A 21,271-nucleotide genomic window follows, 5' to 3' on the forward strand; every position below is an offset into this window, starting at 1 on the left:
GTTTCTGGCTCTAGATTTCTATAACCCCTGCTTCGCGTAAATAACCAATAATTTGTTCAACACTTTGCTCAATGCTTTGCTCTGCTGTTTTTACATGGATCTCTGGTTGCTCGGGCACATCGAACGCCGAGCTAATACCTGTAAAATTAGGGATCTCACCGGCACGGGCTTTTTTGTATAAACCTTTAGGGTCGCGGCTTTCGCAAACCTCTAATGGCGTATCGATAAATACTTCTACAAATTCACCCTGGTTCATGATGCTGCGAGCACGAGCACGGTCTTCTTTAAATGGTGAAATAAACGCCGTTGATACGATTAAACCGGCATCAACAAACAGCTTAGCTACTTCACTAATACGGCGAATGTTTTCAATACGGTCTTCGTCACTAAAAGTAAGCCCCTTGTTTAAGCCCATACGTACATTGTCGCCATCAAGCAGATAAGTATGACAACCTAATTCAAATAACTTAGCCTCAACCGCGTTCGCAATAGTAGACTTACCTGAGCCACTTAATCCCGTATACCAAAGTAATACCGGCTTATGCCCTTTGTGTTGTTCTTTTTCAGCACGCGAAACAGTTTGATCGTGCCATACAATGTTCTCGGTCATGGTACCTCTTGGGTTTGGGTTCAGATTTCAGATTTCAGATTTCAGAGTCAAAACGATTCTTTAAACTTGTCAGCATAGCAGCTAACTCTTTTGACTCTGCAATCCAGCTTAAAGCAACTTCACGCTCTATATAACCAACCTCTGAACCAATGTAAATTTGAGTTCTAGCTTCAGCTAAAGAAGCTCTAGCAATATCAATAAAGCGACTCTTTTCTTTAAAGCTGTCTCTACAGACTCCCTCTGCAATATTACTTGGCACTGAAAGGCCCGAACGAGTAAGTTGACTCCTGAAAGCATAATCATTTAATTGAGAAGTGGTTTTATAAATTTCTGCACTTAATTTAACAGCTCTTTTCCAAACATCTAACTTTTCAAAATTCATCGCAGCTCAGCTCCTTCTGATATCTGACTTCTAATATCTTACCTCTATAAAGTTCGATTTAAAACGTAAAACACAGTGCATTTACTTTAGAGTACTGAGAGGTAAGTGACAGGAACGCTAGGCAGAACTTTATATTTATATATTTCACATGCTAATCGTGATGACTTCTTCCACACATCCATTTGTTCAAATTTCATAATTAGTCCCTTCCCTATTGGTGAAATCCATTCACCACAAAACCTTATCGCAAAATAAACCTAGCGCCTAGTTCCCAACGTCTGAAGGCTTATTATCACCTAGCTCCTTCTGATATCTGACTTCTAATATCTTACCTCTATAAAGTTCGATTTAAAACGTAAAACACAGTGCATTTACTTTAGAATACTGAGAGGTATGTGATAAGGGACGGTAGGCAGAACTTTATATTTATATATTTCACATGCTAATCGTGATGACTTTTTCCACACATCCATTTGTTCAAATTTCATAATTAGTCCCTTGCCATTAAGTGAAATCCATTCACAACTAAACCTTATCGCAAAATAAACCTAGCGCCTAGAGCCTGAAGACATATTTCTACCTAACGCCCAGCTCCTAGCAACCTAGCGCCTATCGCCTATTACCTAGCATCCTAGCACCTAGCCCCTAGTACCTAGCGCCTTATACCTAAAACGGAAAAAACACGGGTATCAGGGTCAGTACCACTAGGCTGTAGGTGATTGAGATCGGTAGGCCAAATTTTATGAAATCGGTAAGCTTGTAGTTGCCGGCATTGTAAACCATTAGGTTGGTCTGGTAGCCGTAAGGGCTAATAAAACTGCCACTTGCGGCAAAAGCGACAGCCAAAACAAATGGCATGTAACTTACGCCTAAGCCTTGAGCTATGGTAAATGCAATGGGGAATGTAAGCGCTGCTGCTGCGTTGTTAGTAATTAACTCTGTAAATAACAGAGTAAGTAAAAATACACCAATAAAGGCGATATAAACGCTTTGCCCTGCAAGTAAGCCTTCGACTTGTTCGGCTATTAATGTAGATACACCTGAATTATCAAGCGCTGTAGCAAGGGTTAAAGCGCTCATTACAATAAGCCAAAGCTCTAACGGAAAACGTCGCTTAATTTCGTTTAGTGATAAACAACGGCACCCCACCAGCACAGCTAAGTAAAAAATAAAGCTTTTTAATAAGCTAATATCAAAAATTAACGAGCCCGCAATCGTTGCCACAAAACCCCAAGTAACAATGCGCTCTTTTATACCTTTAAGCATGTTATCGGCTTTAACACCGCTCAATATAAAAAAGTTTTTCGTTAGGTTAGTACGTTTAGCAAAGTCAGGGCCGACAGCAAGAATCAAAAAATCGCCACTTTGTATGGTAATATCGCCCAGCTTACCCGATAGCTTTTCACCTTCGCGGCGAACTGCAACAACCGCGGCATCGAACCTTGCGCGAAAGCCTGCAGTTTTTAGTGTTTTACCTACCACTGCAGCACCTGGCTTAATGACGACTTCGGTTAAGTTATCGCGTAGTAAACCATCTTGCTCTGCAAATAAGCTTAAACCTTCAAATTGCTGCAGCACCAGTACTTTAGTGACATCACCCGAAAAAATAAGTTTATCGCCTTCACGGATCATCTGCGTCGGCGCTACTGGCGAAATTAAGCGATTATCGCGTACTACTTCAACCAAAAATAGTGACTCTAAGCTACGTAAGCCATTTTGCTCTACGGTTTTACCTATTAGTGGTGAGCCAATATTCACCTTAGCTTCAACAAAGTAATCGCTAGAGGTTTCATCTTTACATACTTTACCTTTTAAGCGATTAATCGTAAGTGCCATTACCAAGACACAGGCTGCTACTGCTACTAGGCCGATAGGTAAAAAGTCAAAAAACTTAAAGCCCTCTGCACCACGTTCAATTAGCATAGAGTTAACGATTAAGTTAGTTGAAGTACCAATTAAGGTCAAAGTGCCACCTAAAATAGCCGCATAAGAAAGGGGGAGTAACAGTTTGGTAGGAGCAATCAGTTTATTATTTTTAACTGGGCTAATTAAAGTCGCAACCACTGCGGTATTATTTAAAAAACCAGAAGCCAAAATCGTTGCGAATAAGGTTCTAACATAAGACTTAACCACAGAGCCATTAAATAAAACATTGGCGAGCTTGCGTAAAAAACTAGTACGTTCAAAAGCAAATGCACACACCACTAAAAGCAGTAATGTGACTAATCCAGGGTTAACTGCATTATTCAAAAGCTGCTCAGTAGAAACCAAGTTTGTAGCAAAGCACGCTAAACAAGCAGCAGCAAATACACGCTCAGGAAATTTTTGAAATTTAATTAAGCCTACAATGGTTGTAACAAATATAACCACTATCAACCATTGCTGTAAAACCACTTATTTATCCTTAAATTGCTTATGACTTTTGATTTCAAAACAATATCCAATATTTTAGTTTTTAAATCTAATATCTTTTAATCATATCTTCTGCCAAAACATTAAGGTATTGAACCCTAATCGTTTTTTAACAAAATAAACAGCGAGTAAGTTTTGTAAACTAATAAAAAACGCAGTGGCTGCCGCTGCACCAACAGCACCAAACAACTTAGTGAAGATAGGCACACTTATTAAAACACCAAAGCCACTGATTAAAGTTACTAAACGCATATCGCGCTCGTGGCCACTCATCATTAATAAGTAACCAACAGACCCAGTCACTACATTAACCGCTTGCCCTAAAACTAAAATCTGTAAAATTAGCGCTCCTTGCCTAAACTCTTCACCAAAAAGCCCCATTAAAAATTCAGGAAATAGCAGCATAAATAGCACTATGGGTAATGCGCTTAGTACGAGTAATCGCACAGAGAATAGCGCCGTTTTGCGAATGCCATGCTCATCACCTTTAGCGTGAAAGGCAGAGAATTTGGGGGCAACAACCAAATTTACTGCCATTAAAATAAACGAGGTTAAAAGTGCAATACGCTGTGCAACGCTAAAAAAAGCAACCTGCTCTGCAACCAAAAATACACCTATAATAATTGGTGCACTCCATTGTACTGCTTGGCTCATTATTATAATCACCCAATTAGGCCTTGCGCTATGCCAAAGCTTTTTAGGGTCTGGCGTTTCACCATTATTATTTAAGTTTTTTATACTTAGCCAGTAAAAAAAACTAGAGGTTACCCCTAATGATAAGCTGAAATAAAGCGCTGCTGTACTTGCAGAATCAGTCGATAACATAATAACTGCCGCACCACAAAGCATAAAATGGGCAATGTTTTGGCATGGGATACTAGCAATAAGTTTATGTCGAGCCTGTAAGCTCATTGCCACTAAAAATACGATACTCAAACCGATAATCGCGGGGGCTATAAACTGCAAGCTTGCTGCAAGCCCTGGTTTATTAAAAACACTTTCAGCTAGCCAAGGAGCAAGTGTGTAAGTAATAACAGCAAATACAATCGAAACTGGCAGAACATATTTAAGTGCAAAATTTAATATTGCTTTTACTGTATAGCCATTACCTGCATCTGCTGATGTAAAACGCAATACTGTATTGTCAAAACCCAGTCTAGCTACTGCAGACAATAACATAACCAAAGCAAGCGCAAGAAAAAAGTAACCTGACTGCTCAGCACCCAATTGCCTTGCAATAATTAAATTAAACAAAAATGCCATACCTGCACCTAAAACCCGAATGGCAAGGGCTATAGCGGCGTTTATTGCAGTATGGCGATGCTCGGTGTCACTAAGCAGTGTTTTGACTTTAGAAAGCATGAGAGGCTCGATTTGATTGAGGTGTAATAAGTGCAAAATGCCTACTAAAAATTAGTAGGCATTTTTATTCACAAAGCCTTTAAATATAGTTAGAAAAACTATTTTTAAATCAAAAAATAAAGACCAGTTCCGAATGTATTCTAGGTCAAACTCTATGCGTTTTTCCATTTTATCTAATGTATCGGTTTCGCCGCGCCAGCCGTTAATTTGTGCCCATCCAGTGATGCCTGGTTTAACCTTATGACGCAGCATATAGCCATCTACCAGTTTACGGTATTCTTCGTTGTGGGCAACGGCGTGAGGTCTTGGCCCTACAATCGACATTTGCCCTTGTAACACATTAATAAACTGCGGTAATTCATCTAAACTCGTTTTACGAATAAATTGGCCTATGGGCGTAAAGCGCGAATCATTTTTAGTGGCTTGGGTTACTTTAGCACCGTCTTCCATTACATTCATCGAGCGGAACTTCCATACTTTTATCGGCTTACCATCAATACCATAACGGTTTTGCTTAAAGAATACTGGACCTTTAGAGGTAAACTTAACCGCAAGGGCTAAGCCAAGTAAAACAGGGGATATCATTATTAAAATAAGCGTAGAGAGTACAATATCTTCAATACGCTTAATAATGGCATTACTACCATCAAGTGGTGAGTCATAAATACTGATTGTTGGTATACCCATTATGACATCACTACGCGAGTGCAATAACTGGTAGGTGAAAACATCAGGCACAATGTAAACACTTGCAGTGCTATCAGCTAGTTCTTTAACCAGCCACTTACGGCGTTCATATGCTTGCGGTGGTAATACAATGTAAACACGATCTATCCCACCTTCTTTACAATCAGCGACCAGCTTATCCAAGTTACCTAGCACTTGAGCGGCAACCAACTGCTGCTTGGGAGTAGAGTCATCATAATAACCACCAAAAACCAAGCCAAAACTTGAATTAGCAACAATATTATTAGCTAGCTGTTGCCCCAAAGTCCCAGCACCAGCAATAACAACTGAGCGGGTATTGATTCCTTGAGAACGTAGTCCTCTTAGAATCAAGCGCAGTACAACACGATATACAGAAAGCGAGACTAAAACAGATATAAACCAGTAAAACTGCAAACCTTCAGGGTTTAAGTACTGCGGGGCTAAAAAATTGACACTTAAAAATAAAATTGCGGCGCTAACAAACCAATGTGAAATAGTCTTTTTAAGCTCTTTATAAATTGAGAGGCCACGCCAAGAAATATACAGTTTATCAAGCTCACTAGTGAAGTGAAATAAAAACACCGCTAATAATGATGCTGTCGTATGTTGCAATAGCCATGGTAATCCTTGAAGGGACACAGCCCCCCATAAACAACCTACAATTATTGATATATCCATTATTCTTTGAACAAATGCAATAATGGTTGAATTGTTTTGTAAAATGCCTTTATTGTCCAAGATAATACTCTTTTTTATTTTTTCAGAACGCCTAACGTCTGCGCTTCATCAATCACTAGGCAATTTATTTTTTTAGCTTCCATTAATTGATATGCGCACTCCATAGAAGCTGTTTGACTAATTTTTACTGGCATACAAGACGCTATATGTTTAGCTGATAAATCAAATATATCTTTACCATATTTTTCAATAGCTCGTCGTAAATCTCCATCAGTGATTATTGATTCAATCTCAGATTCGTTTTTCACCAAAGCTAAGCCTAATTGCCCTGCTGAAATGATGTTAATAACATCAGTTAGATTAGTATCTGGATAGACTATTGGCAAATCATCAACAATCATTTCATCGGCGACTTTACTTAATAATTTTCTACCTAAGCTACCGCCAGGATGAAATCTTGCAAAATTTTCAGGCTGAAACCCTCTTAGCTCCATTAAAGCGATTGTTAAAGCATCACCCATCACCAAGGTTGCTGTGGTCGAAGAGGTTGGCGCTAATTGCAACGGGCAAGCTTCAGCAGGCACTGCAATATTTAAGTGGTAATGGGCATTTTTAGCTAAAGTAGATGCAGGATTACCTGTTATTGCGATTATTTTATTATGGTTATCTTTTAAAAACGGCAGCAACTTTAGCACTTCGTCAGTTTCGCCAGAGTTTGAAATAGCAATAAATACATCATCTGGCGTGATCATACCTAAGTCGCCATGAAATGCTTCACCAGGGTGCATAAAAAAGCTTGGCGTACCAGTGCTTGCAAATGATGCCGCTATTTTTTTACCTATAATACCCGACTTACCCATACCGCAAATAATTGTGCGGCCTTGTGTATTTAATATAAGCTTGATAGCAGCATCGAACTGTTCATCTAACTGTTCACTAATAGCATGCAATGCATCAATCTCATTACTAATCACTCTTTTCGCTATTTCTAAGGTATTCATAAATTTTCCATTTTCTGTTTTACTGCTAAATAATCTTCTTTGGTGTCGATCCCATGAGGAATATCACCAATGTAATCCATTACACCTATAGAAAGACCATTGCTCAAGGCTCTTAATTGCTCTAGCTTTTCAAGCTTTTCTAAATGCGACTCAGGTAATTCACATATTGTTTTTAACGCCGATACTTTATACACATACACACCAACATGCCGTTTTGCTGCAGCAAGATCATCAGGTGCATCACGGTTTATTGGAGCTGGCGCACGAGTAAAGTATAAAGCTTCATTATGTTCACTCACTATAGCCTTAACAACATTTAAATTATTAAAATCACTTAGCCTTGTTATAGCTGTAGCAGCAGTGGTAACACTAAACTTGTTATTTTGCTGAGTGAAATTAATTAACTCACGAATTAAGTTCTCTGGTATAAGTGGTTCATCACCTTGAACATTCATTACAAGTGTTGATTCAGGCCACGCCATTTTAAGTGCTACTTCATGAACCCGATCTGTACCACTTACATGTTTATCACTAGTCATTACAACAGGAAGAGACAGTGCTTTTGCTGCCTCTTCTATTCGAGTGTCATCAGTTGCAATTAAAATGTCATCTATAGCTACACCAGCCTCACGAACCCTCTGTACAACATGCCAAAAAACTGGTTTGCCGCATATTTCTAATAACGGTTTAGCAGGTAACCGCGAAGAGCCGTAGCGCGCTGGTATTACTACTTTAAATTTCACTTCATCCATCACAAATAGCTACAAAAAAATTAAACTAACTTACTTTCTAAAAATGGACGCTTGTGTGTCACTGCATCAATTTCTAGCAAGGTTTCTAGCATTTCATGCATGTGCTCGAGTGGGATCATGTTTGGACCATCACTAAGGGCAACGCTCGGATCTGGGTGAGTTTCAGTGAATAAACCATCAATACCTACCGCAACGGCAGCTCTTGCTAACACAGGAACCATTTCTCTTTGCCCGCCCGATGTAGTACCTTGGCCACCCGGTTGCTGCACAGAATGAGTTGCATCAAATACCACTTTACAACCAGTGCTACGCATTACAGGTAAACCGCGCATGTCACTAATTAAGGTGTTGTAACCAAAAGAGGTACCACGGTCACATAACCAAATGTCTTTATTGCCCACTTCATGGCATTTATTAACAACTTGCTGCATATCCCAAGGGGCTTGAAACTGGCCTTTTTTAATATTAACAGGCTTACCTGCACGCGCCACTTTTTGAATAAAGTTTGTTTGACGCACTAAAAATGCAGGTGTCTGTAATACATCAACAACACTCGCAACCTCATCAATAGGTGTATCTTCATGTACATCAGTTAATACGCGAAGACCTAAATCTGATTTAACCTTAGCTAAAATACGTAAGCCTTCTTCAACGCCTGGGCCTCGGTAGCTCGAAGTAGAACTACGGTTAGCTTTATCAAAACTCGCTTTAAAGATGTATTCAACACCTAACTCTTCGGTTACTTTCTTCATTTTTTCAGCGATCTCAAAAACCAGCTTTTCTGATTCAATAACGCATGGGCCTGCAATTAAAAACATGGGTAATCCTTGTACTATATAATTCTAAAAAAATTCTTTACTGTTCCATACTGGCAACATCATCAGCGATAATTTTGCTTAGTAATACGTCATAAATTTGTTCTAATGTTTCAAAACGAGAGAGTAAAAGTTTATCGGCAACCTCTCTTACTACACCGTGCCCACCACTTGCCTCTGTTACATGCGTTGCATATTTATAAACAAGGTCATGGGCATCTTTTGGTGCAAAGCTAATACCGCACATTTCCATTACTGGTATATCTAGAACATCATCGCCTACAAACGCAACTTGCTGCCAATTTATATTCAGCTCATTGCAAATTGCTTGAACCCTAGGCAATTTGTTTTTACAGCCTGTGATAATGTAATCAAAACCTAGCTTTTCACAGCGTTCTGTTAAAGCTGTACTTGCCTTACCTGATACCACACCAGTTTTGATACCGTGACTACGTAACAACTCTATTGCTAAACCATCTTTTACATTAAATTTTTTAAAACTTTCGCCTGTTGAATCGATATAAATGCTGCCATCAGTCATGACTCCATCCACATCAAACAAAACAATTTGTATATCTTTCATGGTAAAACTCACCTTAAAATAAAAGTAGGCTTAGCCTGTTATATAACCATAAACAGTGGAAATCGAATTTGATAAATTTTCTGCCGTGTGCGTATTTCTGATCATAGATGTATTAAAATTAGCTCTATCAACAGCAGTCTTATCACCGTTTAAGAATAACAAAAGTTCATTAGAAGCTATGTCCTCATCAGCTAAAGTATTTAAGCCTTCCGCTGTAAATGGACCTATCTCACGAAGTAATACAGGTAAGTTCATTTCAGCCGCCTCCAAAACAGAAACAGGGAAACCATCCCAAGCAGCAGTATGGAAATACACATCCAAATGCTCTAATTCATCAAGAACAGACTGCCGCTTCACCCATCCAGTAACTCTAACACCTGCCTGAGACAAGAGTTCATTACCTTTTTCGTCACCACCACCTATCCAAATAAACTCGGCCTTTCCAGTTAACTTTTTTGCAACCTTAGCAAAGAAATCATAACCTTTTTGTGCCGTTATCCGACCTACCATACCGATCTTCAGCGGACGTTCTGACTTGTTAGCTAGTTTATGTCTATCTAGCTTTTCACAAATATTAACTAAAGGATAAGTAAGCAAGTTTTTATTAAATGCTTGTGCGATGTTAGCTTCATCTACACCACAGCCTGCAATTACTTTACATCTTTTACTAAGAACTTTTTCAATAAGATAATAAGCTTTCTTTAAAATCGGGTGGTCGTCACGTAAAAATGCAAAGCCATGAGGCGTATAAACAACTTTCTGAGTATCAATCTTTGGATGAATTCTTAAGAATAAGCCTGCATAAGTACTATGAATATGTATTACATCAGGCTTAAGGTCATCTATTCTATGCAAGCATTTTTTCAAGCAAGTAAAATCTCGTTTCAACAACGTGGAAGAGGCAAATAAATTTGACTCTTCTTCACCTGTTTCATCACCTTCTCTCACTACTGCAATTAAGTGATGTGCAAAGCTAGGGCTATTTTTAACATAAGTATTAATTGCCGTAGTGACACCACCACCAAAAGACTCTGTAATATGAACTATTGTTTTCTTATTCAAAGTCATAATTCAACAGTTCCAAGTCTTCTTTATATAGCTCTTTAATAAGTTCGATAGAGGAATTCGTATAATTTTTCCTGTAGTCACCACTATTACTCGCATTGACTTTAGAGTTCAAAACAGGTTCCAGATCTAAACGGTTACAAATCTCTCTCAAGCTATCTTCCATTTTTTCAACACTTCCAAGGTAATCAAGTTCATTGATACCATCTACTAAAATGAATTTTGATTGGGGTATAAAATGAGTCCAAGCTAACACCTTACTGGCAATAGCTTTATTTTCTAAAGATAGTATGAAACTATTAAAATCCTTGTGTGGCCTTATATATTTCTCTGCAAATTCAACATCATATATACCAAAACCACCATTTTTTAAGTAAGAGTAGGCTGAATAAAATCTTGAGTAAGGGTTACGTGAGAATGCAAATTTAAAGAACTCTTTATAACGTTCAGTATCAGCTTCCTTATATTGTTTTAGAAAGTTATGACCTTTTGGCTGCTCTCTAAATAAAGAATTAGCTATGCCATTACCTGCATTTTTTGGTATATGAACAAATATGACTTTATTATTAATTTCAAGTGTTGAATATGGATCAACAAACTCCCTTGAAAGCTTATCTCTTATAGATAATGGAACAGTATTAGTATAAACACTCCTTGCCATTGACTCTAAGGGCCCACCTTTAACAACACCTCTCAAATAACCAAACATATTAGCCTCTAATTCTAGAACGTAAATTCTCTAACGGTTTCTCAACACAATAATAAAATATCAATGAAAAAATAATTGTAAAAAAAGCTGTTAGTATTAAAAGTAAAAGGGATGGCCTTACAGACTCCCCCCATAAAACATAACTAATAAATAAGCCAACAATCCAATGAAATAAATATATTGGATATGATATTCCACCTAGTAAAACATCAACCTTCTTTAAAGAACCTGTGACCTTTAAATCATTTAACTTTACAAACAAAAAAATCATAAGAATTAAATTCAAATACAAAACAAAACCATGAGGATCGAAAAACAAATATAAAAAAGTTCCAGCATCAACAATCAAAATAAGAACTGGTGCTATAAACACATAAATTGAGACTGCTATAACTAACTTGTATGAAACTTTATTAGCCAAAAGGCTAAATTTATCATAATAATGATAAATAACTGCACCAATTGAAAAAGGCAATGATGCTGCAAACAAGGTGAAATATCTAAATTTAAACCCTAAAGAAAATACTAGACTATATAATAGAATAAGTAACGACATACCAAGCCATACACTCGAAAGGTGTTTATTTTTACTTATCCCTATACCTATTAAAAAGTAAAAAAACAGCTCATTGCCCAGCGCCCATGCTGGAGGTACCAATCTAGAAGTAAAATCATGATTCATACCAATTAATACAAAGTTTAAGAACCACTCATTGGCGGATGATGGTAATACTAATGCAACATTAAATGAACTACTGACATCTTCACCCACATACAAAATTACAGCCACACTCAAAACTAAGGCAATCAGATATAGCGGATAAATTCTGACTATTCTATTGAGAAAAAACCTAAGAGTCATTTCAATCGAACCACTGTACTTCTTATTAACGACCATAGTCATTAAATAACCACTTATGATAAAAAAGCCAAATACAGCATAGTGACCAAACCAGTATGGGTAAAACATATGGGTTACAACGACCATCAATGCGAGAAAAAACCTAAAAGTACCTAACATAATTTACCTAACTTTGGTTTTGAAACATATTTGTGTAAATAAAAATACAAAGGAAATATAGAGGCAATATGCCTTAAATAAGAACCTAGGTCAGGCTCAAATAATGGATAAACCATCATATTAACTAAAACCGCTGCACCTAATGAAGAACCTCTCCTGTACGCGCAAATAGAAATATAAAAAATATAAAAAACGTAAGCTTGCAGAAAAAACTCTTTCAATGTAAAAGAATAAATCAAGGACAGATTCAACCTTAACATTGCATTGAAATAGTTTAGGATAATATTAAACCAACTATCATTATCAAAAGGGTTAGCAAAAACCGTTCTCCTGATATTGTCATCGTTTAAATATCCATAATCGCGCCTTGATAACAGCCCTGAAATAAAGTCAAATATTTTCTCATCAAAGAACAAAAAAAACAAAAGAACAGAAATAAAACCAAAAATAACAACAAGCCATTTTAAAACAACACTTTTCAGAGAGAAGAGATAAAGCGAAATAGCAAGTGGTATGTAATAAATCCGAAAAATCGCTGCGTATACAAAAACAATTAGTGACGCTTTTTTAATTTTCCCCTTATTTAAGGAACCAACACAAAAAATCATAAACAAAGTTATGAACATTTCTTTACTTGGCTTCCCTAAATTCATGAAAAGGGCAGGAGAGAAACAGAAAAGTAAAATAAGAAAGTCTCCGTTTTTAACAGCAAGCTTTTCTTTAAATGTAAATAGTATAACAATATAGCCAACAATAATTGCTAAGGTAGTTGGTGCAATACCTAGGTACTGAAAGAAGTTATAAATTTTCAGTGAAACTAGAAAGTTGTAATCAACCTCCCCTCCACTCCCCTCAAGCAGGTTATTCATCATTGCAGCGTGCTCACCTTGGTTTATTAACATATTACTAGAACCTGTTAATATAACTAAAGTATACAAAGCCAGAACAAAAAGTAGTTGATAGTGTTTATTAAATTGATAACTTAGGCTTTTTGAGTTCATGTAAGTCGCTTTATTATATTATTCGCTATGTCGTTAGTCATTTGATATGGTTTATGGTAATCACAAGTAATTAAATAACTATCTAGATATATGGCGAGTAGTTCATCTGTAGCCTTTTCATAAAAGCTATTACCTAAAAAAACAACATCTTTGCCATTTATACGACTCTCTAAGCCGACCGTAGAATTTATTGTAACAACTTTAGAGCATAAATTAATTAACTGCGGAACAAGCATGTTAGAAATAAATATTTGCTTTGGATATTGCTGTTTCAAGCTAATTAAATGCCGCCTTACTAGCGAAGGGTTTCCTTCGGCAGGGTGCTCTCTCACGACAAGTAGCGTATTTTCAGCAAGTGCAAGCTCTAACGCCTCGTCAATTGCTGCAATAATAGAGCCTTTATTATAATTAACTAAAACTTGCTGATCAGTAGAGACTTGAAGTGGAAAAAAAATAAAATCTGAATCAGGTAACTTGTCATACTCAATATGAATATTTGCCTGTGTATTTTTATCCAAGGCGAATTTAATGCGCCTGTCACCATATGTATTAGTCAAACGCTGTAAATATGAATCTACTACAAAGGCTAACTTTTTAAGTTTTAATTTAAAATTAGAACTCGCTGCCTGAGGAATTTTCTTCTGTTCCTCTTTGAGTTTTGCAAATTTAGCGAATACAGCATTTATATCTAAATATTTAGGTCTATAATTTAGCAACAAGCTAGGATCGCGGTAGATTGAAGATAAACAATCAGTTCCTTCAGGGTCGAAAAACGTATACCCTGGAAAATTTGAGTAATTTATATACAACCTTTTGATATTATTTTTAATTGCAAAATTAGTGGCTGCAATATGATGCACATGCCTCCCACTAGGGATCATTAAATAAACCGTCTCATCTTTATGTTTATCAAAGTACTCTGCTAATTTGTGACTGGTCGCTTGATAAGCCTTTTTAGCCTCCGTGTGAGTCAATCGATTTGATAATACATTAAATGATTTAGTGATATCCGGCACTTCAACATTAGAACAAGCCGTACCCCATTTGGGTAGCAAATGAACCCCTTTATGCTTTTTTAAGTTAAGGTAGGTAATAAAGTTCAGATGAAACACATCTATTTCACCCTCAAAGAAGCTATAAAAATCTTTTAGGAACGTTGTATCTTCTAAAGTTGAAGCAAGCCAGAGAATCTTCATTCTTATACCTCTTTACAACACCATTCTGGGAAATTATCACGAATATAACGATTCAAGGCAATTTCAGCGTCTGTATAAATACGAGGTTCAGTGTTTAAGGTTTGAGTTTCGGCGGTTGTATTTGTAATCATACCAGCACCGACAGTGACATTGGTTAAGCGGTCAATGATGATGAATGAGCCCGTACCTACCACTTGTTTATATTGGTCAATTACCACTGGCGCTGATGTTTCGATACTACTATTTGCAATTTCATTTAATTGCAATTCGCTAGCATCAATTTGCTCTAGGGTGTTTACATCAATACGGTGGTTAATATTGCTAATTTTACCGAAAGTGTTTTTAGTACCAATTTTAAGCTCATACTCTTTACCTGGTTGCATAGCGGCATCGGCCATCCACACAATCGTTGCAGCAAAGTTTGAGGTAGTCGTCGGTAGTTGCTTTTGGTCTGTGCTTGACTTAACAATCACATCACCACGCGAAATATCAATTTCGTCTTTTAAAGTAAGTGTTATTGCTTGACCAGCAAAGGCTGTTGGTAAATCACCATCGGCAGTAACAATACGCTCAACTGACGATGTTTTACCTGATGGAAACGCCGTAATTTGGTCACCCACATTAATAATGCCGCTGGCAATAGTGCCGCAAAAGCCGCGGAAATCTAAATTAGGGCGGTTCACATACTGTACAGGCAGGCGGAAGGTATCTAGATTTTTATCGTCACTAATGGTTACTGTATCAAGTAACTGCATTAATGTGGCACCTGGGTACCAATCTAAGTTGTTACCTTTATCAACAACGTTATCGCCTTTTAGCGCCGAGATTGGTACAAAGCGCACATCAGGAATATCTAATTGCTCAGCAAAGGCTTTATAGTCCGCTTTAATTTGGCGGTAAACATCTTGGCTATAATCAACTAAATCCATTTTATTAATAGCGACAATAACATGCTTAAGGCCAAGTAGTGATGCAATATAGCTGTGGCGCTTAGTTTGGGTTTGTACACCTTTACGGGCATCAATCATTACAATAGCAAGGTCGCAGTTTGATGCACCGGTTGCCATATTACGTGTGTATTGCTCGTGTCCTGGGCAATCAGCAATAATAAACTTGCGCTTTTCGGTTGCAAAATAACGGTAAGCTACGTCAATGGTAATGCCTTGCTCACGTTCTGACTGAAGGCCATCTACCAGTAAGGCTAAATCGAACTCTTCATCTGTGGTATTGAATTTTTTTGAATCGTTTTTGATTGCCGCCATGTGATCTTCAAAAATTAATTTTGAATCATGTAATAAACGGCCAATTAATGTTGATTTACCATCATCAACATTACCACAAGTTAAAAAGCGCAGTAGATCTTTGTTTTCGTGTTGTTTTAAATAACCTTCGATATCTGTTTCAAGAAGGTTTGGGGTAATTTGTTCAGTCATTTTCCATCCTTACTTAAGCTATAAGCTATAAGCCATAAGCTTGAAGTCTAAATACTTTCTATAGAGTTTTTCAGGCCACAAAGCATTGCCTGTAACTCTTTTGTTTCTGCAACCCATATAGACCCTATATCGTTAGATAAATATCCTATCTCTATTCCGATATAAATTTGAGTCCGAGCTTCTGAAAGCGATGAGCGAGCAATATCTAAAAATCGACGTTTTTCTTTATTACTATCTCTGCTCATCCCTTCCGCGATGTTACTAGGTACTGATAAGCCAGCTCTAGTTAGCTGATCTCGAAAGCCGTAATCCCGTAAATCAGTTGTTCCTTTATAAATATTCGAAGACAACCTTGCCGAACGCTTCCAAACTTCTAAATTTTCAAAATTCATAACAATTCCTTGTTGTATCTATTTAGTAAAGTCTTTAATCCACTTAAGACTTACAGCTTAGAGCATACGGCTTTTTAAAAGTAACCTTCCATTTTCTTTTTCTCCATTGAGCCTGATGAATCGTGATCGATTACACGGCCTTGGCGCTCTGATGTTTTGGTTAGTAACATTTCTTGAATGATTTCTGGTAGCGTTGTGGCGTTAGATTCAACTGCACCTGTTAATGGGTAGCAGCCTAGGGTTCTAAAGCGTACCATTTTCTTCATTGGTACTTCGCCTTCTTCAAGTGGCATACGTTCGTCATCAACCATAATTAATGTACCGTCACGCTCAACTACCGGGCGCTCTGCTGCTAGGTAAAGCGGTACTATGTCGATGTTTTCTAGGTAGATGTATTGCCAAATATCTAGCTCAGTCCAGTTACTCAGTGGGAATACACGAATGCTTTCGCCTTTGTTTACTTTGCCGTTAAATGTATTCCATAACTCAGGGCGCTGGTTTTTAGGGTCCCAACGGTGGTTTTTATCGCGGAATGAATAAACACGCTCTTTAGCTCGTGATTTTTCTTCATCGCGGCGTGCACCACCAAATGCCGCGTCAAACTGGTACTTATCTAATGCTTGTTTTAAGCCCTGAGTTTTCATAATGTCGGTATGCTTTGCACTACCGTGAGTAAATGGGCCAACGCCAGCATCTACGCCCTCTTGGTTAATATGTACTAATAGATCAAAACCCAGCTTTTCGGCCATTTTGTCGCGAAACTCGATCATTTCTTTAAATTTCCATGTTGTATCAACATGCATTAAAGGAAATGGTGGTTTAGCAGGGTAAAACGCTTTCATTGTTAAGTGCAGCATTACCGCAGAGTCTTTGCCGACAGAGTAAAGCATTACTGGGTTATCAAATTCGGCAGCAACTTCACGAATAATGTGAATAGATTCAGCTTCTAGTTGCTTTAGGTGAGTCATGCGGGCTTGGGAGATTTCCATTTTTACTCCATGAAAGTATGCTAGGTTTCGAAAGAAAGAAGCCGTAGGAGAAGTCAAAAGTTAGATATCAGAGGTTAGACAAGAGATATCAAGTGAAAGATATCAGAGGTTAGATATCAAGTTTCAGATATCAGTTTTAGATATCAGATGTCTGTTTTCGGATATCGGTGCTTTGATTTCAGAAGTTAACTTCAATCACCGAGATTATTTAAAATTTTTATTCAATTCTAGGTTCTAGGTTCTAGGTTCTAGGTTCTAGGTTCTAGGTTCTAGGTTCTAGGTTCTTCAACGCGCTTGTCGTGGTGACAATTAAGTCAACTAGAACCTAGAACGTCTTTAATTACTTATCAGATTTATATTCGTAATTGTAGTAACCGTAGTAACCGTATGCATTGCTTGCTTTACGTACTACCCCATTAAATACTACACCTTTTACGTCTATACCGTTTTGCTCAAAGCGGTTACGAGTAAGCTCAATTTCACGTAAATGGTTTTGGCCAAAGCGCGTAACTAATAATGTACTACCAGCATGAGCGCTTACAATTGCTGGGTCGGTTACCGCTAAAATAGGTGGCGTATCAACAATAATAATGTCGTACTTACCACTTACCTCATCAACCATCTTACTAAAGTTGCTATGCATTAATAGCTCAGATGGGTTTGGCGGTATTTGACCACGAGTAATTACATCTAGCCCTTCAACTTGTGACTTTTTAGTCACATGTTCAAGATTTAAACGGCCCGATAATAAATCACTTAAGCCGTCGTCCCACTTCATACCGAACTGAGTTTGTAAGTAACCTTTACGCATATCGGCATCGATTATCAGCACCTTTTTACCGCTTTGTGCGAGCACAGTTGCTAGGTTTACTGAGATAAACGATTTACCCACACCAGGACTTGGGCCAGATATAGCAATAATGTTATTTTTGGCCTCCATCATTGCAAAATGTAAACTGGTGCGCAGGCTACGTAGTGCTTCTACCGACAAATCTGCTGGGTTATCTACCGCAAGGATTGACTTAGGCTTATCTTTAACTTTGCGCGCACGGTTAAAGCCCGTTAGCTTATCTTGAAAATCTGAATACGGGACCGATGCATATACAGGCAAACCAATACTCTCTATTTCACTTGGGTCTTCAACGCCACGGTGCATTGCTTTTTGAATTAGCACAATGGCAACTGCTAAAAAGCCACCAAGTAAAGTAGCGACAACAGCAATTATGGCTTTTTTAGGTTTAACAGGCTCGGTGGTATCTACCGCTGCTACATCTACCACACGTACATTACCCACAGTACCGGCACGTACAATATCAAGCTCTTGCGTTTTACCAAGTAGTAAGGTGTAAATTTGGTTGCTTACTTCTACATCTCGTTTTAAACGCAATAGTTCTTGCTGTGTTTCTGGCAAGTTACCAACTTCGCCAACCAGTTTTTGCTTTTGTTTTTCTACCGCTTCAATTTGCTCAAGCACACCTTGGTAAGTTGGGTGGCTTTCTTTAAATTTACGGCTTAGCTCTAAACGCTTAAGCTCTAACTCTTGTAATTTAGTTTCAAGCTCGACTACTTGCTCAAGTACGCCTTGGGTTTCTAAGCTGATGTTGATTGATTGACGTTTTATTTGATAATCGTTAAAACGCTCTTCAGCATATTCAAGTTGCTTTTTAACTTCTGGTAGCTGAACCTCTAAAAACTCAAGTGACTTTTGTGCTTCGGCACTATTACGCTCTACATTACGGCGTACATAAATTTGCGCTACTTTATCAAGTACCTTTTCAGCATGAGCTGAGCTTTTGTTATCATACGACATTGCAATAATGCCAGAATCTTTACCTTTTTCGCTGGCGCTAATCTCTTGCTGAAGCTCAACAATAGCTCTATATCGATTCTTTTTAATAAGAACAAATTCCGTACCTGGGCGTGCATTTAAATCGCGTAAAGTTAACTCATAAAAGCCAGCACTTTCATCTTTACCAACCACACCATTTAATACCGAATCGCCATTTGGATTAAAAAGCTCAAAGGTGTTACCTTCACCAACGACTAATTCAAACTCTTCACCTTCAAATGCTTTAGGTACATTGAATCTGAAAATGTTAATACTCTCGCCGCCCCACGCATAGCTACTTAGCCCTAAAAGTGGTTCAGCTATGTCACCTTTAGATTCAGCCGCAAAACTGCGATAAACTTTACCGCCAATAACAGGGAATAATTTAGGCTCTGCAATTATATCAAGCTTAAGTGTGTCGACTGCTTCACCAATCACAGAACGTGACTTTAACAGCTCGATTTCGGTTACAGCGGCACTGCTACTTTCGAACATACCTGCCATATCATCAAGGCCAGGTACAGACGGGCTACTCTCTTCAACTTGTACAAGTGCTGTTGCTTTATAAATTGGCGTACTTAATACCGCAACCGCCACACCAATAAAAGCAAATACAGCTGTTACTAAAACGATGAACCATTTACGGTCGAGTAATGCGCCTAGTAATGCGAGTAAGTCTATTTCTTGCGATTGCGATTCTTGACTTCTATTTTGATTTTTACTTGCTGCTAATGCAGTGGGCTGAGCATTCATCTACTACCCTTTCCTTATAAATACTTTTGCCAAGCGCTACATGCGCTATCGATTAATGCGTAAACGTGCTCAAAAGCCTCTTGGCTTTGACGGTATGGGTCGGGTATTTCTTTATCACCAACCCATTTACCTAGCAAAAATGTTTTACCACGCGCTTGCGGGTAGCGAGCACACAAGTCGTTTAAATGACGTTGTTCCATCACTAAAATAACGCTGTGCTGTGCAACAAGGGCAGAGGTGATTTGCCTGCCCTGATGCTCACTCATATCAATACCATGATGCGTTGCGATTTGCTGCGCTTGTGCATCTGCGTGCTTGCCTTCAAGGGCCGTTAAGCCTGCGGAAGTCACACTTACATTTTTATCTTTTAGTTTACTTTTTAGTACATATTCCGCGGTTGGGCTTCGGCAGATGTTACCAGCGCAAACAACTAAAACAGAATCAAACATCTAAATTAACCCTTAGTTTGAAGTTGCAACATCATTTATTCGGTCAACAGTGCTTACCGATGGTAATAATAAGCTGATTACACGGTTCCAACGCGCTAGTGGTGCTGCAGTTACGTATACAATATCGTGCGGCTGTAATTCAAACTGCTCGGCAAGCACTAACGCTGCAACATTCTTCGCATGTAGTTGGTATACATCAGCAATAATACCATCGGTTTCTAAGTTGCGTTTACGTAACACAAATACACCATTCGCATCTGCTGTGTTTTCGTTTAAACCACCTGCGTCGCTTAAAGCTTGCGCTAAATTTAAACCATAACGATTAACGCCCACTGTACCAGCGCGTTTTACATCGCCTAACACAAACACTTTTTGCATGTCGTCTCGGCTCACATGCACAATATCACCATGCTTTAATAAGCGGTTTTGTGAAATATCTCCATGGGCATAAAAATCATCAAGTTTGATAACTTCTGTTTTATCGCCACGCGTAAATGTAACTGTTCGCCAATCAGCAGAATCTGTTAACCCGCCGGCTTGGTTAAGCGCATCAATTAAAGTTAGAGGCACTTCAGTTACAGGGAGCACACCTGGTTTGTTGACCTCACCTGTCACATACGCTTTTTGGCTTCTAAAGCCAACAATTTTCACATCAACTTGAGGCTCTTCGATTACGCGACTTAAGCGCTTAACAAGTTCTTTATGAACTTCTTGTACAGTTTTACCAACTGCTTGTATTTTTGGAGCGTATGCGTAGGTAATTGTGCCGTCGGCTTGCACTCGGAAGCCGTCGAATTCTGCGGTACGTTGCACTGCAGCAGGAATGGTTAATTCAGGGTGATCCCAAACACCAATTGATAGAACATCTCCAACGCCTAATTTGTATTGGTAATCAGAGGTGTCGATGCCATCAAGACTTGATGGTAACGCTGGTTTCGTTTTACTTTGCTTTTGTTGATTGATTAGAGAAGAGTCGATGATTTGAATATTTACTTTATCGAGCTCCTTCTCAAGGTTATCTATTTGTTCGCCCGATTCGATTCCTTCAAAATGGCTACCGGGGATGATTGTACAGCCAGTCATTGCTAGTAACGCAAATGACGTTACAATTGTTTTACAGCTAAGCGCCATT

Annotated in this window: 20 protein-coding genes; all 20 read right to left on the reverse strand. The window is 38.3% G+C overall.

All coding sequences use genetic code 11. The annotated features are described in order from the left end of the window. Positions 1–10: 10 nt before the first annotated feature. On the reverse strand, positions 11–610 hold the full coding sequence (gene cysC, locus NH153_RS05080; RefSeq protein ID WP_063701671.1) for an adenylyl-sulfate kinase: 600 nt from the start codon (positions 608–610) through the stop codon (positions 11–13). Between the two features lie 34 nt (positions 611–644). After that, positions 645–992 (reverse strand): four helix bundle protein, encoded by a 348-nt coding sequence (locus NH153_RS05085; protein ID WP_054563586.1) that lies wholly within the window; start codon positions 990–992, stop codon positions 645–647. A gap of 666 nt (positions 993–1,658) precedes the next feature. Further along, entirely contained in the window at positions 1,659–3,386 is a 1,728-nt protein-coding gene (locus NH153_RS05090; RefSeq protein WP_063701673.1) for an SLC13 family permease, read from the reverse strand. 81 nt (positions 3,387–3,467) lie between these two features. Then, on the reverse strand, positions 3,468–4,766 hold the full coding sequence (locus NH153_RS05095) for an oligosaccharide flippase family protein (RefSeq protein WP_063701675.1): 1,299 nt from the start codon (positions 4,764–4,766) through the stop codon (positions 3,468–3,470). Positions 4,767–4,817: 51 nt separating this feature from the next. Next, the gene (locus NH153_RS05100) at positions 4,818–6,212 is read right to left on the reverse strand and encodes an undecaprenyl-phosphate glucose phosphotransferase (protein WP_063701677.1); all 1,395 of its coding nucleotides are present in this window, start codon (positions 6,210–6,212) and stop codon (positions 4,818–4,820) included. Positions 6,213–6,226: 14 nt separating this feature from the next. Continuing rightward, the gene (locus NH153_RS05105; protein ID WP_063701679.1) at positions 6,227–7,153 is read right to left on the reverse strand and encodes a KpsF/GutQ family sugar-phosphate isomerase; all 927 of its coding nucleotides are present in this window, start codon (positions 7,151–7,153) and stop codon (positions 6,227–6,229) included. Next, positions 7,150–7,905, reverse strand: a complete 756-nt coding sequence (kdsB, locus tag NH153_RS05110; RefSeq protein WP_063701681.1) for a 3-deoxy-manno-octulosonate cytidylyltransferase — start codon at positions 7,903–7,905, stop codon at positions 7,150–7,152. The genes NH153_RS05105 and kdsB overlap by 4 nt, the downstream gene beginning before the upstream one ends. Positions 7,906–7,925: 20 nt before the next feature. Next, positions 7,926–8,723: a 3-deoxy-8-phosphooctulonate synthase gene (gene kdsA / locus NH153_RS05115; RefSeq protein WP_063701684.1), complete on the reverse strand. Its 798-nt coding sequence runs from the start codon at positions 8,721–8,723 to the stop codon at positions 7,926–7,928. A 37-nt stretch (positions 8,724–8,760) separates the two neighbouring features. Further along, a complete protein-coding gene (locus tag NH153_RS05120; protein ID WP_063701687.1) occupies positions 8,761–9,303 on the reverse strand; it encodes a KdsC family phosphatase in 543 nt (180 codons plus the stop codon). A 30-nt stretch (positions 9,304–9,333) separates the two neighbouring features. After that, positions 9,334–10,371 (reverse strand): glycosyltransferase, encoded by a 1,038-nt coding sequence (locus NH153_RS05125; RefSeq protein WP_063701689.1) that lies wholly within the window; start codon positions 10,369–10,371, stop codon positions 9,334–9,336. Next, on the reverse strand, positions 10,358–11,077 hold the full coding sequence (locus tag NH153_RS05130; RefSeq protein ID WP_063701691.1) for a sulfotransferase family 2 domain-containing protein: 720 nt from the start codon (positions 11,075–11,077) through the stop codon (positions 10,358–10,360). The genes NH153_RS05125 and NH153_RS05130 overlap by 14 nt, the downstream gene beginning before the upstream one ends. 1 nt (position 11,078) lies before the next feature. After that, positions 11,079–12,098, reverse strand: a complete 1,020-nt coding sequence (locus NH153_RS05135; protein WP_063701694.1) for an acyltransferase family protein — start codon at positions 12,096–12,098, stop codon at positions 11,079–11,081. After that, positions 12,092–13,099, reverse strand: a complete 1,008-nt coding sequence (locus tag NH153_RS05140; protein ID WP_063701696.1) for a hypothetical protein — start codon at positions 13,097–13,099, stop codon at positions 12,092–12,094. The genes NH153_RS05135 and NH153_RS05140 overlap by 7 nt, the downstream gene beginning before the upstream one ends. Then, positions 13,096–14,295: a capsular polysaccharide export protein, LipB/KpsS family gene (locus NH153_RS05145; protein WP_063701699.1), complete on the reverse strand. Its 1,200-nt coding sequence runs from the start codon at positions 14,293–14,295 to the stop codon at positions 13,096–13,098. Before NH153_RS05145 ends, NH153_RS05140 begins: the two co-directional genes overlap by 4 nt. A 2-nt stretch (positions 14,296–14,297) precedes the next feature. Continuing rightward, positions 14,298–15,728, reverse strand: a complete 1,431-nt coding sequence (gene cysN, locus NH153_RS05150) for a sulfate adenylyltransferase subunit CysN (RefSeq protein ID WP_063701700.1) — start codon at positions 15,726–15,728, stop codon at positions 14,298–14,300. A gap of 47 nt (positions 15,729–15,775) precedes the next feature. Beyond that, complete coding sequence (locus NH153_RS05155) at positions 15,776–16,120, reverse strand: four helix bundle protein (protein ID WP_063701704.1); 345 nt, start codon at positions 16,118–16,120, stop codon at positions 15,776–15,778. 74 nt (positions 16,121–16,194) lie between these two features. After that, positions 16,195–17,109 (reverse strand): sulfate adenylyltransferase subunit CysD, encoded by a 915-nt coding sequence (gene cysD / locus NH153_RS05160; RefSeq protein WP_058583902.1) that lies wholly within the window; start codon positions 17,107–17,109, stop codon positions 16,195–16,197. A gap of 340 nt (positions 17,110–17,449) precedes the next feature. Then, a complete protein-coding gene (locus NH153_RS05165; RefSeq protein ID WP_063701707.1) occupies positions 17,450–19,690 on the reverse strand; it encodes a polysaccharide biosynthesis tyrosine autokinase in 2,241 nt (746 codons plus the stop codon). 14 nt (positions 19,691–19,704) lie between these two features. Beyond that, positions 19,705–20,139 carry a low molecular weight protein-tyrosine-phosphatase gene (locus tag NH153_RS05170; RefSeq protein WP_063701710.1) on the reverse strand — a complete coding sequence of 145 codons (435 nt, stop codon included), beginning with the start codon at positions 20,137–20,139 and terminating at the stop codon, positions 19,705–19,707. Positions 20,140–20,151: 12 nt separating this feature from the next. Continuing rightward, a complete protein-coding gene (locus tag NH153_RS05175; RefSeq protein WP_063701712.1) occupies positions 20,152–21,270 on the reverse strand; it encodes a polysaccharide export protein in 1,119 nt (372 codons plus the stop codon). Between the last annotated feature and the right edge of the window lies 1 nt (position 21,271).

It is taken from the genome of Pseudoalteromonas gelatinilytica, assembly GCF_001641615.1.
In the GTDB taxonomy this organism is placed as follows: Bacteria; Pseudomonadota; Gammaproteobacteria; order Enterobacterales; family Alteromonadaceae; genus Pseudoalteromonas; species Pseudoalteromonas gelatinilytica.

Coding starts and splice junctions, on each gene's coding strand:
- cysD (WP_058583902.1), bottom strand. CDS start 17,109: ATGGAAATCTCCCAAGCCCGCATGACTCACCTAAAGCAACTAGAAGCT.
- NH153_RS05095 (WP_063701675.1), bottom strand. CDS start 4,766: ATGCTTTCTAAAGTCAAAACACTGCTTAGTGACACCGAGCATCGCCAT.
- NH153_RS05145 (WP_063701699.1), bottom strand. CDS start 14,295: ATGAAGATTCTCTGGCTTGCTTCAACTTTAGAAGATACAACGTTCCTA.
- NH153_RS05085 (WP_054563586.1), bottom strand. CDS start 992: ATGAATTTTGAAAAGTTAGATGTTTGGAAAAGAGCTGTTAAATTAAGT.
- NH153_RS05130 (WP_063701691.1), bottom strand. CDS start 11,077: ATGTTTGGTTATTTGAGAGGTGTTGTTAAAGGTGGGCCCTTAGAGTCA.
- kdsA (WP_063701684.1), bottom strand. CDS start 8,723: ATGTTTTTAATTGCAGGCCCATGCGTTATTGAATCAGAAAAGCTGGTT.
- NH153_RS05140 (WP_063701696.1), bottom strand. CDS start 13,099: ATGAACTCAAAAAGCCTAAGTTATCAATTTAATAAACACTATCAACTA.
- NH153_RS05135 (WP_063701694.1), bottom strand. CDS start 12,098: ATGTTAGGTACTTTTAGGTTTTTTCTCGCATTGATGGTCGTTGTAACC.
- NH153_RS05170 (WP_063701710.1), bottom strand. CDS start 20,139: ATGTTTGATTCTGTTTTAGTTGTTTGCGCTGGTAACATCTGCCGAAGC.
- NH153_RS05165 (WP_063701707.1), bottom strand. CDS start 19,690: ATGAATGCTCAGCCCACTGCATTAGCAGCAAGTAAAAATCAAAATAGA.
- NH153_RS05125 (WP_063701689.1), bottom strand. CDS start 10,371: ATGACTTTGAATAAGAAAACAATAGTTCATATTACAGAGTCTTTTGGT.
- NH153_RS05120 (WP_063701687.1), bottom strand. CDS start 9,303: ATGAAAGATATACAAATTGTTTTGTTTGATGTGGATGGAGTCATGACT.
- cysN (WP_063701700.1), bottom strand. CDS start 15,728: ATGACTGAACAAATTACCCCAAACCTTCTTGAAACAGATATCGAAGGT.
- cysC (WP_063701671.1), bottom strand. CDS start 610: ATGACCGAGAACATTGTATGGCACGATCAAACTGTTTCGCGTGCTGAA.
- NH153_RS05105 (WP_063701679.1), bottom strand. CDS start 7,153: ATGAATACCTTAGAAATAGCGAAAAGAGTGATTAGTAATGAGATTGAT.
- NH153_RS05155 (WP_063701704.1), bottom strand. CDS start 16,120: ATGAATTTTGAAAATTTAGAAGTTTGGAAGCGTTCGGCAAGGTTGTCT.
- NH153_RS05175 (WP_063701712.1), bottom strand. CDS start 21,270: ATGGCGCTTAGCTGTAAAACAATTGTAACGTCATTTGCGTTACTAGCA.
- kdsB (WP_063701681.1), bottom strand. CDS start 7,905: ATGGATGAAGTGAAATTTAAAGTAGTAATACCAGCGCGCTACGGCTCT.